Genomic DNA, 13,565 nt, shown 5'->3' on the forward strand with positions numbered 1-13,565 from the left:
TCAGCGACGTCTTGCCATGGTCGACGTGACCAATCGTGCCAATGTTCACATGAGGCTTAGTGCGCTCGAATTTACCTTTTGCCATAGTCTCTTTCCTTGGACGGCCTGGGGACGGCCTGGACCTTCAGTTCAGTCGAATGCGGGGCGATTAGCGACTAAGGCCGAAAAACACAAGTGCCTTGTCGCCGAGCGCGCTCGCCCGCCCGAACGCGTGATCCGGTTTCGGAGAATGTGGCGCGGATATAGGAACGAACAAGGGCAAATGGAATGGTTACGGCGGCGGCTGACGGCTTTGCCGGATTTACAGCCGGATCTGGCCCATTGCCGCCCTGGCGCCGGTCTGATTTCGTGGGCCGATGCATTTCATCCCGACTGCCATACGAGGCCCGCTGTTCATGGTCGTTTCGACCGGGTCCTACATCGTCAACGACACGATGATGAAACTCGCAACCGCGGGACTGCCGCCCTATGAGGTGCTGTTCCTGCGCGGCGCTGCGGCAACATTGTGGGGCATTCCGCTGCTGTTCATGCTGGGCTATGGCAAGCAGATCCCGCTGATCCTCGACGCCAAGGTTTTGCGCAGGAACCTGCTCGAACTGGGTGCGATCCTTTGCTACGTGGTGGCGCTCGCCAACATGCAGATCGCCGATTCGACCGCGCTCGGACAGATCACGCCCTTGCTGATGCTGGTCGGCTCCTCGATGCTGTTTGGCGAACGGATCGGCGGGGTGCGCCTGGCGCTGATCGGCCTTGGTTTTATCGGCGCGGTGATGGTGGCACAACCGACGATGCAGGGGATTTCGGTCTATGCCCTGCTGGCGCTAGGCAATGCAGCCCTGTCCGCGGCGCGCGATCTGGCCGGACGCAAGGTCGCCGCCGACGTGCCGGGAATGGTCGTCGCTATGTCCGCGGTGATTGTCGTGCTCGCGGGCGCCGGCGTTGCGCATCTGGTTTCCGAGCAGTGGGTGGTGCCTGAAATCCGTCACCTGCTGCTGATGGGCGGCGCCGGACTGTTCCTGATCTTCGGCCACTTCTTTATCTTCATGGCCTATCGCGTCGGGCCGACCAGCGTGGTGGCGCCGTTCTACTATTGCTTTACCGTCTGGGCGGTGATTTCAGGCCTGGTGGTATTCCGGCAGCTCCCGAATGCGCTGGCCATCTGCGGCATCCTGCTGGTGGTGGCCAGCGGGTTGACCATCGTCTCGCTCGACGAGCGCAAGCGCCGGTTGACCGTCGTCGCCTAGAGCGGAAAACGGCGCAGGGATAATCGGAGAAGCGCATGGCAGGCCCGGATAACGAGAACAACCAGAATGCAAGCAACCGCACGCTCACCGGAAAGTGCCTGTGCGGCGCCGTTCAGTACGCGGTGGCGGACGCGTTCGTCTATGCCGCGAACTGCCACTGCTCGAACTGCCGGCGCACCACCGGCTCGGCCTTCAAGCCATTCGCCGGCATCGAGCGCGACAGGCTGAGCCTGGCGAGGGGCGAGGACAATCTCATGATCTTCGGCGACGAAACCGGCCATGACGCGCACTGCAAGACCTGCGGCTCGTTGCTCTATTCGGTGGTCCGCGACGGTGCCTTCGTGCATGTCGCCATGGGGACCCTGGTCGACGAGCCGACCATCCGCCCGACGCAGCACATCTTCGTCGGCTCCAAGGCGAAGTGGTTCACGATCACCGACGATCTGCCGCAATACAGAGAACACGCGGTCGCCGCAGATGCCGGCGAATAGCTGACCGTTAGAAAACGCTCAACCAAATTATCGTTTCGTTTTCGCGTCGGCCGCCAACGAAACTATACTGTGCTCCGTCACTGAACTTATGTCGCGGGGATTTCTGTGGCATTGCCGCCCGACTGGTTGCCCAATGTTGCGATGAAGCGCGTCATTTGCCACTGGACGGCCGGCTCGCATTCGGCCGGCGATACCGACAGGGATGCGTATCACATACTGGTCGAGGGGAATGGCCGCCTGGTCAGGGGCCGGCCTTCGATCGCGCTCAATTCGAGCCGGGTAAAACCGGGATATGCCGCGCACACGCTCAACTGCAACGGCGGCTCGATCGGGGTTTCGCTCTGCTGCATGGCCGGGGCGGAGGAAAGGCCGTTCGATGCCGGCCGCTATCCGATGACCAGGGCGCAGTGGGACGCGATGACCACGGTTGTCGCCGAACTCTGCAAATATTGCCGCATCAAGGTCACGCCCAAAACGGTGCTCTCGCACGCCGAGGTCGAAAGCAATCTCGGCATCGAGCAACGCGGAAAATGGGATTTCACCCGGCTGCCCTTCGATCCGACGATCAGCGGCGCAAGCGCCTGCGGCGACCGGCTGCGCCGCGACGTGACGGCGGCAATGGGCGCGATGCCAAATCTGCCGGTGAGGAACGGGCGCGATGCCGCATGGCAGCGACTGCTCGAGGAATTATGGCCGATCATGGTGGGAGGGCTGGAAGCCGGCCTCAACACGCTGATCCGCGAAATCCTCAAAAGGATCAGATAGGCGGTCGGCATTCGGATGAATGCCGACGCAATTGCCGAGCGGCTTCTACAGAGCCCGCCTGCCGCTGAACTGGTGATAGGCCCACAGGACAACCACGGCACCGACCACGGCTACGATCAGGCTATAGATGTTGAGCCCGGTAACGCCCGACGCGCCAAAGGCGCTGAAGATGAGCCCGCCGACGATGGCACCGACAATCCCGAGCACGATGTCGAGCACAAGGCCTTGCCCGCTTTTATTGACGATCTTGCTGCCTATGAAGCCGGCGATGACGCCGAGAATAATCCAGCTTAATATTGACATTTTTCCTCTCCGTTCCCCGCACCCGATTACTTCCACATTATTAAGCAAAGCTCAAGCCAACTTGAAAATCATGATTACGGAAAGCTCAAACCGGCTTGAAATTCGCCATGGATGCGTCATTGTTGGAGACGGACGGGCAATTTGACATGGAGATCCACAATGGGACTGTTTGACAATGCCGTTCCCGGCGGCAACGTCGCCAAGCCGCTGATGATCGCGCTCGGCGCACTGTTGGTGGGAAAAATGCTGAGCGGTGGAAGTTCCGCCCAGACGGAGGCAGCGCAAAGCCCTGCCCCCGTCCCGCCTGATACAACCGCATCCGCCGATGGCGGGCTGATCGGCGGTCTGGGCGGCCTGCTCGACAAACTGAAGGACGCCGGCCACGGCAACGTTGCCAATTCGTGGGTCGGTACCGGTCAGAACCAGCCGATCAACCCCAGCGATCTGGGCAGTGCTCTCGGGCCACAAATCATTCAGGAGATCGCGCAAAGAACGGGCCTGAACCAGCAGGATCTGCTCAAGCAATTGTCCGCGGCCTTGCCAGGGCTTGTCGACCAGTTGACGCCGAACGGGCAGGTGCCGCAGCAGAACCAGCTCGCGTCCATATTCAGCAAATTCGCGAGCTGACGCCTGTCGCCCAACGCCGCCTGCGGTTCGGGACAACGATAACAACGATAACACAGATTAAGATGCGCGTCCGTCTGGACGCGCAACGAATACTTTGAACTATCGGCAAAGCGCTTCGCTTGGGGCTGCCTGCTTCGGCATCGTGCGCGAGGTGCACCGCGGCTTGGGGGAAATCTGGAGCGGGTAGCGGGAATCGAACCCGCATATTCAGCTTGGAAGGCTGCTGCTCTACCACTGAGCTATACCCGCGCCTTTCAGTCAAGCATCGGATCCGCTCCGACGCTCGCTCTGCGTTTCAGGGCTTCCGGGCCGGCAGTGGTGGAGAGGGTTGGATTTGAACCAACGTAGGCATAGCCAACGGATTTACAGTCCGTCCCCTTTAACCACTCGGGCACCTCTCCAGTCTGCCGCCGGAGCCATGCAACGAGACATCGACGCGTCGCGGCTGCCTGAGCAGCCCTTCCGCGAAGCGCCTTATGGCGGCAGCGCCCAAAACTGTCAACCGCAACAGCCCGGCAAAAAGCGCTGAATTTCGCACCTCGCCCGACAAGCAGCTTATGCAGCTGTATCCATGGCCGGACGACACGGCTATAGAAGCCGGCCATGAGCAACGACAACAAATCGAAGACCCCTAAAGACACCCACTACGCGAAGCTGCGCCGCGCGCATCGCGACGAGAAGAGCGGTGGCGCGCCTGCATTCAGGCCACGCCAGCCGGTGCCGCCCGGCGAGAACCCGGCGGATGGGCTGGTGCGGCTCTACGGGCTGCACACGGTGCGGGCCGCACTCGACAATCCGCGCCGAAAAATCAAGAAGATGCTGGTGACGCGCAACGCTGCCGAGCGGCTGGCAATCGCCGACCTTGGCGCTTTGCCCTTCAAGGCGGAGTTGGTCGAACCAAGGGACATCGACAAGGTCACCGGCTCGGATGCCGTGCACCAGGGCGTGGTGATCGAGGCCGAGCCGCTGAAACCGAAACGCCTCGATGCGCTCGGCGACACCAGGCTGGTGCTGGTGCTCGACCAGATCACCGATCCGCACAATGTCGGTGCGATCCTGCGCTCGGCCGTGGCTTTCGGCGCCGGTGCACTGATAACCACGGCGCGCCACAGCCCGCAGGAATCCGGCGTGCTGGCGAAGTCGGCCTCCGGCGCGCTCGAGTATATCGACCAAGTCGAGGTGAAGAACCTCGCCGACGCGCTGGGGCAGCTGCACGAGGCCGGCTTCCAGACCATCGGGCTGGATTCGGACGGTCCGGCGGAGCTCGAAACGAGCTTTTCGGGAGAGAAGATCGCATTGGTGCTGGGCGCCGAAGGCAAGGGCCTGCGCCAGAAGACGCGCGAGACGGTGACGACGCTGGCCCGGCTCGACATGCCCGGTGCCATCCGCTCGCTCAACGTGTCGAATGCCGCGGCGGTGGCGCTTTATGCGGCGAGGAAGTTTTTGAGAGAGTGAATGGTGAATGGTGAATGGTGAATGGTGAATGGTGAATGGTGAGACTGTGCGTAAGTCGTGACCAATTCACTACCAACTACTCACCTATCTGCAACTGACTACCTATTCACTATTCACTATTCACTATTCACTATTCACTATTCACCCACTTCACATCCCGCCATTCGCTCCAGCGCCTTGACCAGCGCCGAATGATCCTCCTTTGACCCGCCATTCGCCGCGCACGAGTTGAACAATTGCTGCGTCGTTGAAGTGTTGGGCAGGGCGACGCCGAGCGCTTTCGCGCCTTCAAGGGCGAGATTCAGGTCCTTCTGGTGGAGTTCGACGCGAAAGCCCGGCGCGAAGCTGCGCTTGATCATGCGCTCGCCATGCACTTCCAGGATACGCGAGTTTGCGAGCCCGCCCATCAGCGCCTGCCTGACCTTGGCCGGGTCTGCGCCGGCTTTCGATGCAAAAACCAGCGCTTCGGCGACGGCCTCGATGGTCAGCGCGACGACGATCTGGTTGGCGACCTTGGTGGTCTGGCCGACGCCGTTCGGCCCGACCAGAGTGATGTTCTTGCCAAGCTTCTCGAAGATGGGCCTGGCGCGTTCGAAGGCTTTTTCCTCACCGCCGACCATGATGGTCAGCGAAGCCGCCTTGGCGCCGACCTCGCCGCCCGACACCGGCGCGTCGAGATAGTCGCAGCCGAGATCGTTTATCTTTTTAGCGAATTCCTTGGTCGCGATCGGCGAGATCGAGCTCATGTCGATGACCAGCCTGCCTTTAGTAAGGCCTGACGCGACGCCGTTTTGGCCGAACAGCACATCGGCCACCTGCGGCGTATCCGGAACCATGGTGATGACGATGTCGGCCGCGCGGGCAACGGCATCATGGCCGGTGACGGTCTTTAATCCCCTGGCGACGAGATCGGCCGGCGGCTTCGAGCGGTGGTCGCTGGCGACGACCTGATAACCCGCGTCTAGCAGATGCCCCGCCATCGGCGCGCCCATGATGCCGAGACCGATGAAGCCGATGGTGTCCATGTCTTTCTCCGTTTCTTGTTAAGGGGGCGTTCCTGCGCGCCCCCCTCTGGCCTGCCGGCCATCTCCCCCACGAGTGGGGAGATCGGCAGTTCCCGCGCCGGCCCTTAAACGTTCCCGACCTCGAAAATTGGCGAAAGCGGCGGTGACATCCAATCTCCCTCCTTGTGGGGGAGATGCCAAGTTTTGGCAAAGAGGGCAGGCCAGAGGGGGGCGCGCAGGAACGCGACGTGCGATACGTAGCGTCTACGCCGCCGCACTCCCCTGCCCGGCCGCGTCCCGAAACCAGCCAAGCCCGGCTTCCGTCCCCGCCTTCGGCTTATACTCCGCGCCGACCCAGCCGGAATAGCCGATGCGGTCGATGTGGTTGTACAGGAAGGGAAAATTGATCTCGCCCGTCCCCGGCTCATGACGGCCGGGATTATCCGCAAGCTGGATATGCGCGATGCGGTCGAGGTTTGCCTCGATGGTACGGGCGAGATCCCCCTCCATGATCTGCATGTGATAGATGTCGTATTGCAGGAACAGGTTCTTCGATCCGACGCGGTCGATCAGGGCCAGAGCCTGGTCCGAGTAATTCAGGAAGAAGCCCGGAATGTCGCGGGTGTTGATCGGCTCGATCAGCAGCCTGATGCCGGCCTGCTCCAGCTTTTCGGCCGCGAAAGCCAGATTTTCGGCGAAGACGTCTTCCAGCACGGAGCGATCGACGCCTTGCGGCGCGATGCCGGCGAGGCAGTTGACCTGCTCGCAGCCGAGCGCATGGGCATAGGTGACGACCTTGGCAATGCCCTGCCGGAACTCCGGGATGCGGTCGGGCAGGATCGCGATGCCGCGCTCGCCCTTGGCCCAGTCGCCGGCAGGCAGGTTGAACAGGACCTGCGTCAGCCCGTTCTTCTTCAACCTGGCCGCGACGACATCCGGCGCATGGTCATAGGGGCCGATATACTCGACGCCCTTGAAGCCGGCGCGGGCGGCGGCATCGAAGCGGTCGAGGAAGTCATGCTCGCCAAAGAGCATCGAAAGATTGGCTGAAAACCGTGGCATGGCAGTAGTTCCTCATATGCGGCTTAATCGAGCATGACGATCGCCGTGGGGGCATCTTCGTGATGTTCGGCTAGCTCCTCGAATTCGGTGATCTTGTCGATTTCGGTACCCATCGAAACGTTGGTGACGCGCTCGAGGATGAATTCGAGCACCACCGGAACCTGGTGCTCGTTCATCAGGCGCTTTGCCTCTTCGAAGGCACCGGCGAATTCCCCCGGCCGGCGCACCCGGACCGCCTTGCAGCCCATCGCCTCGGCAACGGCGACGTGGTCGACGCCGTAGCCCGCCTCAGGCTCGTCTTTCCGGTTGACGTTCTCGAAGGCCAGGCTGACTTCGAAGTCCATCGAAAAGCCGCGCTGCGCCTGGCGGATCAGGCCGAGATAGGCATTGTTCACGACGACATGGATGTAGGGCAATCTGTGCTGTGCGCCGGCCGCCAGTTCCTCGATCATGAACTGGAAATCATAGTCGCCGGACAGCGCCACGATGGTGCGGTCCGGATCGGCGGCGCGAACACCGAGCGCTGCCGGCAGCGTCCAGCCGAGCGGGCCGGCCTGGCCGCAATTGATCCAGTTGCGTGGCTTGTAGACGTGCAGGAACTGCGCCCCGGCGATCTGCGACAGGCCGATCGTGGTGACATAGGTGATGTCGCGGCCGAACGCCTTGTTCATCTCCTCGTAGACGCGCTGCGGCTTCAGCGGGACCTGGTCGAAATGGGTCTTGCGCTTCATTGTCTTCTTGCGCTGCCGGCATTCGCCGGCCCAGCCCGACCAGTCGCGCAATTTTCCGGCCGTCCTCCACTCGGTGGCGACGTCGAGCAGCATTTTCAGCGCCGCACCGGCGTCCGAGACGACGCCGAGGTCCGGCGCGAAGACGCGGCCGATCTGCGTCGGCTCGATATCGACGTGGATGAATTTCTTACCCTTGGTGTAGACGTCGATCGAACCGGTGTGGCGGTTGGCCCAGCGGTTGCCGATGCCGAAAACGAAATCGGCTTCGAGCATCGTGGCATTGCCATAGCGGTGCGAGGTCTGCAGCCCGCACATGCCGGCCATCAGGCGGTGGTCGTCGGGGATCGCACCCCAGCCCATCAGCGTCGGAATGACAGGCACGCCGGTGACCTCGGCGAACTCGATCAGCAGATCGGACGCATCGGCGTTGATGATGCCGCCGCCGGCGACGATGACAGGCTTTTCCGCCGCGTTCAGCATCGTCAACGCCTTCTCGGCCTGAGCGCGCGACATTGCCGGCTTGAACGGCACCAGCGGCTCATAGGCATCTATATCGAACTCGATCTCGGCCAGTTGCACATCGACAGGCAAATCGATCAGCACCGGCCCCGGCCGCGACGAGCGCATCAGATGGAACGCTTTCTGCAGCGCCATCGGCACCAGATAGGGTTCCATGACGGTAACAGCCCATTTGGCGACGGGTGCGGCGATCGCCGCAATGTCGACGGCCTGAAAATCCTCCTTGTTGAGACGCGCGCGCGGCGCCTGCCCGGTGATGCAGAGGATGGGAATTGAATCGGCAGCGGCCGAATAGAGGCCGGTGATCATGTCGGTGCCGGCGGGACCCGAAGTGCCGATGCACAGACCGATATTGCCCGATCTGGCGCGGGTAAACCCTTCGGCCATATGCGAGGCCGCCTCGACGTGACGCGCAAGGATGTGGCGGATACTGCCCCTCGCCTTCAGTGCCGAATAGAGCGGGTTGATCGCAGCACCCGGCACGCCGAAGGCACAGGAGATGCCTTCCTTTTCGAGAACGAGAACCGCTGCGTCGACTGCGCGCATCCTGGCCATGTCAGCCTCCACGGAATTGTTGATAGCCTATGATGCCAGCGCACCAATGATTTTTCAATTTTTTCAGAATATTTTTTCATTTCTAGAAAACGGCTCTTGTGAGTTGAATTGATTTGACTTTCTGTTTTCCACGAATTCGCTTGGCAAATCGGTGAAAAACTTTTTCATTGCTTGTTGGGCGAACAGAGCGAAGAATGGCCCGATGGAGACCACCGAAAAACGCCAGCGCGGCCGGCCGCGCGCCTTCAACGGGCCGGCCGAGGCCGCCTCGGTGCAGTCGCTGGACCGGGCGCTGCGCATCCTGGCAATCGTCGCCGATGGCAGTGGCCTGTCGCTGAGCGAGATCGCCGCCAGTTCCGGTCTGCCGGCATCCACCGCCTACCGCATGCTGACGACGCTGGAAAACCACGGCATGGTCGAGTTCGACGGCCCTGACCAGCTGTGGTCGATCGGCGTCGAGACCTATCGCATGGGCGCGGCGTTCCTGCGCCGCCGCAAGCTGGTCGACCGCGCCCGTATCGTCATGCAGGAACTGATGGAGAAGACCGGCGAGACCGCCAATCTCGGCGTCGCCGAGGACGATTGCGTCGTCTTCGTCAGTCAGGTCGAGACGCACCAGGCGATCCGCGCCTTTTTCCGGCCGGGCACGCGCAGCCCCTTCCATGCCTCGGGCATCGGCAAGGCGGTGCTGGCGCATCTCGAGCCGGAGCGCGTCGCCACCATCCTGCGCCGGGCCGGGTTGGAGCGCTTCACCGAAAATACGCTGTCCGACATCTCGGCGCTCGCCCGCGACCTGGTGACGATCAAGCTGCGCGGCTGGTCGGTTGACGACGAGGAGCGGCATCCGGGCATGCGCTGCGTTGCCGCCGCCATCTTCAATGAATTCGGCGAGCCGATCGGCGGCGTTTCGATCTCCGGGCCGACAGTACGGGTCACGCCGGAACGGCTGGCCGAGATCGGCCCGCTGGTGCACGATGCGGCGGCGGAGGTGACGAGGATGATCGGCGGCCTGCCGACCCCTCCCGGCCTTGGCAGCGAGCCGAGCGCATGGCAGCGCTGACCAGCGCCGAATGGTGCGACATCTGCCAGGATGGCCAGAGCTAGCCCCCGGGCACCGCGCTCTTGGTCGATAGGTCGTAGAAATCAAGCAGCATCGCCAGCCCAACTCCGCAGGCGGTGAAGATGAGGCCGGCAATGAAGATACGATTGGCGCGTTCATAAACGCGCCGTTGTAGAGACGTTATGTCGAGCAGCAACCGCAGCGCTCGTATCTGCAGGGCAATGCCGATCAAAATCGGCACGACGGCGGCCAGGTGATAGATTTCCCACGGTATCGGGTTGGCGGCCCAATGCGTGATGAAGCCCAGCGAGAACGCCAGCAGGATGCCGACGGTGGTGATTGTGCCGTTGCGGAAAATTGTCTCGATCGGCTCTTCGTTCGGATCTTGCTCGCCCAAGCGCCCTCTCCCCTGTTTCGGCTCGGTGCAGATTAGGCTGTTGGGAAATCGCTGTACATCGGCAAGAGTGTTGGCGAATGCTGAAGCGGCATCCGATCTCGCCTTAAGTGGACGATGTTCGACAGGACAGAGAGGCTGACGGAGCGCGGCTTTATTCCAGCTTGGGTTCCTCGCCCCACGGAAGTGGGGAGAGGTGGCGCGGCGAAGCCGCGACGGAGAGGGGACCGCGCCCTACGAAGGCCCCCTCTCCGGCCGCGGAGCCTGTCCTCGGGCTTGCCGAAGGCAAGACCCGTAGGCGGCCACCTCTCCCCCGCTTCGCGGCGGGCGAGGAACCCAGGTCCTAAGAGGTCGGAGGAACAACCCCTCTGCCCTGCCACTCAGACACACAGAAAAAGGGGCAGTGGGGTGCCCCTTCTTCCGGTTGCCTGAAACGGTCACCTCCTCCCAAGCTGGCATAGTGGCCCTCAAAGCCAGCAGCGATGGCGATAGCCGTCGTAGCCGACATAGGTGTCCGAGTACGGGTCGTAGCTCTGGTAGCGATTGAGGCAGCGCCGGACGTGCCACGAGCCGCCGCCTTCCTCGATATAGACGGTGCGCGGCTGGGCCAGCGCGCTGCCGAGCAGGAAGCCGCCGACACCTGCGGCAATGCCGATGCCGAGGTGCTTGTGCTTGTGATGGGCGGCCGAAGGCTGAACCGTACCAACCAGCATGGCGGCGGCGACGGTGGTGGCGACGAGGCCGGAAACGATGGTGCGCTTGAACATGACGATCTCCTTGTTGTGAGAGGCGATCCAACCGCCTCTTGACCATCAGTCGTCGCGACAAGGAAAAAGGTTCGAAGGTCCTTTTGGATTTTTTCTCGGCGGGAGAAATCGCGCGGTCTGATGCGCGACCACGAACGGTCGCGCCGTCGACAGTTCACCGGAACAACCGGCTGGCCTCAGCCCATGCCGGTGATATGGCGAAGCCAGAAGGCGAGCGCGATGAAGCCGACGATGGTGGTGACGCCGGTCCAGTCGATATTGGCGTGCTTCAGGTCCTTGATGAGCTTCACCAGGAGAACCCAGGCCACGACGACGAGCGGGAGAATGATGACAAACCTGATCATGCGACTGCCTCGCTGATGCGATTGCACCTTCCATCAATATAGGAAGCGAATTGGCCGTTTTCAGGACGCCCCGGCGGCAGAACCGGCGCGTTCGCCGGGAACCGAAAAACGGAGTTTTGTCTTTACTGGCGCATCAAATATGGTAACCGAAGCGCCGTGCCCTTGTAGCTCAGCTGGTAGAGCAGCGGTTTTGTAAACCGAAGGTCGGCGGTTCGATCCCGTCCGGGGGCACCAGCAAGCAAGGATTGCTTGCGAGGACTTCCCAACGCGCATCGATATCTGGTCATCCCCGATTTCCACAGGGTCGGGCCGTCAAGAGCGGTGGCACATCAATTCAAACGCATATAACTGCATCGGAAACCATGGGAGTTTCCGTTGGAGCAGAAACGCACGACCGCCCCCTTCATCAACGGGATGTTTGGCGGCCTTATCGTCTTCGCCTTCGCGTTCGGTTTTCGTTTGCTGACAAGTCCCGACCCCGATCCAACATCAAGAGCAACGACAAGCCTTTCCGTACTGGCCTTCGCCATTTGTTTCGGCGCAGCCTTCCTGCGCGAGCACCGACGCCAGATTGCCGCCGCCAGAGAATATCTTAGCCGCCCAAGAACGTTTTAGGGCCACGCGTTCCGTCCCCGTCGGGGAACCACAAACGTCGCGTGAAATTGCCGGCTTAATCTGACGCCAGATTGCACTTTGGCATCTCATACCAAGAGACGCCGAGCCCATTAGTGCCTAGCCCTTACAGCCATCATTTCGGCCTCTCTCCGGCTCCGGGCCATTTAACAGCATTCGATTAAATTGCCCCTGTGTATATTAGCACTCGCTCAATTAAGCGCGCCGACAATGCCCCGTGTGGCGGGCCAAACCAACGGGTGTTGTCATGCGAAGTGATTTCGCCGCGGCGCGCGAGCTTTTGGAGTGCGCACAAAACCGCCTCTGCGGCGCAGATGAAACGAGCCGACGCGTCAACGAGGTCCTCGACGCGCTGATTGAAGAAATAGCCATCGCGGAATTCCGCAAGGCGCCACTGACGGTCGTGCCGTTTCCGCGAGCGCGGCCGCCTAAGCATGTTCGGTAGAGCGCTGATCGCCCGCGTTGACGAAGAGCCGGCAACTGGTGTTTCCGCAATCGCCCGTTGGAGCGTCGTTGAACGACCAAGCCTTTGACGATAGAGTTGCCGGGCAGTGGTGCTCTGAAACTCCGGAGGCCGATCCATGTCACGCTGTGGAGATGTCTACGAGAACAAGGTGACCGGCGAATATGCGGTCATCCTGCGTGGCACCGAAGACCGCGGCCAGGGACCTGGCATCGCTCATCTGACCGCCCGGCCGGGAGCCGCAGTGGTGGGCGAGCACTTCCACCCGAATCTGACGGAACGGTTTGCCGTCCTCCGTGGCCGTCTCGACGCTTGCATCGCCGGGAAGACTTTGTCCCTGGGGCCTGGCCAATCCGCCACGGTCGAAGCAGGCGTCGCACATGATTGGTGGAACAGCAGCAAAACCGAAGAAGCGCATGTCCTAGTCGAAGTCGACCGGGCGCCAGGTGCGGACAATGTCGACCCGAACCGTTTCGAGCTGCTGATCGGCATGCTCTTCGGCCTGGCCAATGCCGGCAAGGTGGACAGAAAAGGTAGACCTTCGCCGCTTCAGGCAGCAGTCATCGCCAGAGAATTTGCCGACGTGATCGTCTTCACGCACCCGCCACCTGCGATTCAGCGAGTGGCGCTGGGGATCCTGGCGCCACTCGGCCATCTGCTTGGCTATCACGCGATCGACCCCGTCTACTGCAAGCCGCACGGGCATGTCATGCCGGCTCCTGAAATCCTCGCTCGAGCAGGCCTAACGGCTGGCTGATCCGGGTCCATACTAGGCGCCCGGCATTTTTATCGGCAGGATGCTGCCATGTCGCGAACTCTGATCGTCGTTGGTCTCAGCATAGTCGCCATAGGCCTGCTGTGGCCTTGGTTGGCCCGGACCGGCCTTGGCAGGCTGCCCGGCGATATCGTGATCGAGCGTGAGAACTTCAGGCTTTATGTCCCTATCACCACGGGGATACTGGTCAGCATCGTGCTCTCGGCCATTCTATGGCTGATCAACCGGTAGGCGATGCTCCGGCTGCGGCGATTTGTGTTGCAGGCCCAACTCGCCCTTGATCTTCTTACACTCCGATCGCCGCCACCAATATCCTGTTCTGCCTGCGTATCGCCGTGCGCAGTTCGGCAATCCTCGCCTCCTCGCGCTTCAC

The 13,565-nt window shown here is 61.8% G+C and carries 17 protein-coding genes, 3 tRNA genes and 1 pseudogene; 11 read left to right on the forward strand and 10 right to left on the reverse strand.

Going from position 1 to position 13,565, the window contains the following annotated elements:
• Positions 1-85 (reverse strand): annotated as a pseudogene (locus NKI67_RS33165) (GTP-binding protein); the annotation flags it as partial.
• 271 nt (positions 86-356) lie between these two features.
• Here NKI67_RS33165 and NKI67_RS33170 point away from each other — a divergent pair.
• The 3 genes from NKI67_RS33170 to NKI67_RS33180 all read left to right on the forward strand — a co-directional run bounded on the left by NKI67_RS33170 (position 357) and on the right by NKI67_RS33180 (position 2,500).
• Positions 357-1,244 carry a DMT family transporter gene (locus NKI67_RS33170; protein WP_352649035.1) on the forward strand — a complete coding sequence of 296 codons (888 nt, stop codon included), beginning with the start codon at positions 357-359 and terminating at the stop codon, positions 1,242-1,244.
• A gap of 35 nt (positions 1,245-1,279) precedes the next feature.
• Complete coding sequence (locus NKI67_RS33175; RefSeq protein WP_352649037.1) at positions 1,280-1,735, forward strand: GFA family protein; 456 nt, start codon at positions 1,280-1,282, stop codon at positions 1,733-1,735.
• Positions 1,736-1,840: 105 nt separating this feature from the next.
• The gene (locus NKI67_RS33180; RefSeq protein ID WP_352649039.1) at positions 1,841-2,500 is read left to right on the forward strand and encodes an N-acetylmuramoyl-L-alanine amidase; all 660 of its coding nucleotides are present in this window, start codon (positions 1,841-1,843) and stop codon (positions 2,498-2,500) included.
• Positions 2,501-2,545: 45 nt separating this feature from the next.
• Here the strand turns inward: NKI67_RS33180 and NKI67_RS33185 are convergent, their stop codons facing one another.
• Entirely contained in the window at positions 2,546-2,803 is a 258-nt protein-coding gene (locus NKI67_RS33185) for a GlsB/YeaQ/YmgE family stress response membrane protein (RefSeq protein WP_023680431.1), read from the reverse strand.
• Positions 2,804-2,962: 159 nt separating this feature from the next.
• Here NKI67_RS33185 and NKI67_RS33190 point away from each other — a divergent pair, with 159 nt between their 5' ends.
• Positions 2,963-3,430, forward strand: a complete 468-nt coding sequence (locus NKI67_RS33190) for a YidB family protein (protein ID WP_352649041.1) — start codon at positions 2,963-2,965, stop codon at positions 3,428-3,430.
• 175 nt (positions 3,431-3,605) lie between these two features.
• On the opposite strand, the gene NKI67_RS33195 is transcribed toward NKI67_RS33190, so the two are convergent.
• Positions 3,606-3,679: transfer RNA gene (locus tag NKI67_RS33195), tRNA-Gly, on the reverse strand.
• 67 nt (positions 3,680-3,746) lie between these two features.
• Positions 3,747-3,831: transfer RNA gene (locus tag NKI67_RS33200), tRNA-Tyr, on the reverse strand.
• Between the two features lie 202 nt (positions 3,832-4,033).
• Between NKI67_RS33200 and NKI67_RS33205 the strand changes: the two genes are divergently transcribed.
• On the forward strand, positions 4,034-4,885 hold the full coding sequence (locus NKI67_RS33205; RefSeq protein ID WP_352649043.1) for a TrmH family RNA methyltransferase: 852 nt from the start codon (positions 4,034-4,036) through the stop codon (positions 4,883-4,885).
• A gap of 137 nt (positions 4,886-5,022) precedes the next feature.
• Here the strand turns inward: NKI67_RS33205 and NKI67_RS33210 are convergent, their stop codons facing one another.
• The 3 genes from NKI67_RS33210 to gcl form a co-directional block, all read right to left on the reverse strand.
• A complete protein-coding gene (locus NKI67_RS33210; protein WP_352649045.1) occupies positions 5,023-5,910 on the reverse strand; it encodes a 2-hydroxy-3-oxopropionate reductase in 888 nt (295 codons plus the stop codon).
• Positions 5,911-6,153: 243 nt separating this feature from the next.
• Positions 6,154-6,951: a hydroxypyruvate isomerase gene (gene hyi, locus NKI67_RS33215; protein WP_352570928.1), complete on the reverse strand. Its 798-nt coding sequence runs from the start codon at positions 6,949-6,951 to the stop codon at positions 6,154-6,156.
• Between the two features lie 23 nt (positions 6,952-6,974).
• A complete protein-coding gene (gene gcl / locus NKI67_RS33220; protein WP_352570927.1) occupies positions 6,975-8,756 on the reverse strand; it encodes a glyoxylate carboligase in 1,782 nt (593 codons plus the stop codon).
• A gap of 202 nt (positions 8,757-8,958) precedes the next feature.
• Between gcl and bhcR the strand changes: the two genes are divergently transcribed.
• Positions 8,959-9,816: an HTH-type transcriptional regulator BhcR gene (gene bhcR / locus NKI67_RS33225; protein WP_352649047.1), complete on the forward strand. Its 858-nt coding sequence runs from the start codon at positions 8,959-8,961 to the stop codon at positions 9,814-9,816.
• Positions 9,817-9,856: 40 nt separating this feature from the next.
• Here bhcR and NKI67_RS33230 read toward each other — a convergent pair whose 3' ends face one another.
• The 3 genes from NKI67_RS33230 to NKI67_RS33240 all read right to left on the reverse strand — a co-directional run bounded on the left by NKI67_RS33230 (position 9,857) and on the right by NKI67_RS33240 (position 11,321).
• A complete protein-coding gene (locus NKI67_RS33230; protein WP_023680424.1) occupies positions 9,857-10,213 on the reverse strand; it encodes a hypothetical protein in 357 nt (118 codons plus the stop codon).
• A 464-nt stretch (positions 10,214-10,677) separates the two neighbouring features.
• Positions 10,678-10,977, reverse strand: coding sequence for a BA14K family protein (locus NKI67_RS33235; protein WP_023680423.1), 300 nt, complete (start codon positions 10,975-10,977; stop codon positions 10,678-10,680).
• A 176-nt stretch (positions 10,978-11,153) separates the two neighbouring features.
• Positions 11,154-11,321, reverse strand: a complete 168-nt coding sequence (locus NKI67_RS33240; RefSeq protein WP_352649049.1) for a hypothetical protein — start codon at positions 11,319-11,321, stop codon at positions 11,154-11,156.
• Between the two features lie 158 nt (positions 11,322-11,479).
• Here NKI67_RS33240 and NKI67_RS33245 point away from each other — a divergent pair.
• The 5 genes from NKI67_RS33245 (at position 11,480) to NKI67_RS33265 (ending at position 13,423) form a co-directional block, all read left to right on the forward strand.
• Positions 11,480-11,555 (forward strand) — tRNA-Thr (locus NKI67_RS33245).
• Positions 11,556-11,696: 141 nt separating this feature from the next.
• Complete coding sequence (locus NKI67_RS33250) at positions 11,697-11,936, forward strand: hypothetical protein (RefSeq protein WP_352541361.1); 240 nt, start codon at positions 11,697-11,699, stop codon at positions 11,934-11,936.
• Between the two features lie 265 nt (positions 11,937-12,201).
• Positions 12,202-12,399: a hypothetical protein gene (locus tag NKI67_RS33255; protein WP_352541362.1), complete on the forward strand. Its 198-nt coding sequence runs from the start codon at positions 12,202-12,204 to the stop codon at positions 12,397-12,399.
• Between the two features lie 136 nt (positions 12,400-12,535).
• Positions 12,536-13,174, forward strand: coding sequence for a cupin domain-containing protein (locus NKI67_RS33260; RefSeq protein WP_352649051.1), 639 nt, complete (start codon positions 12,536-12,538; stop codon positions 13,172-13,174).
• Between the two features lie 48 nt (positions 13,175-13,222).
• Positions 13,223-13,423, forward strand: coding sequence for a DUF2905 domain-containing protein (locus NKI67_RS33265; RefSeq protein WP_023679908.1), 201 nt, complete (start codon positions 13,223-13,225; stop codon positions 13,421-13,423).
• Positions 13,424-13,565 lie beyond the last annotated feature (142 nt).

This window comes from Mesorhizobium sp. M0408 (genome assembly GCF_040321495.1).
Lineage (GTDB): Bacteria > Pseudomonadota > Alphaproteobacteria > Rhizobiales > Rhizobiaceae > Mesorhizobium.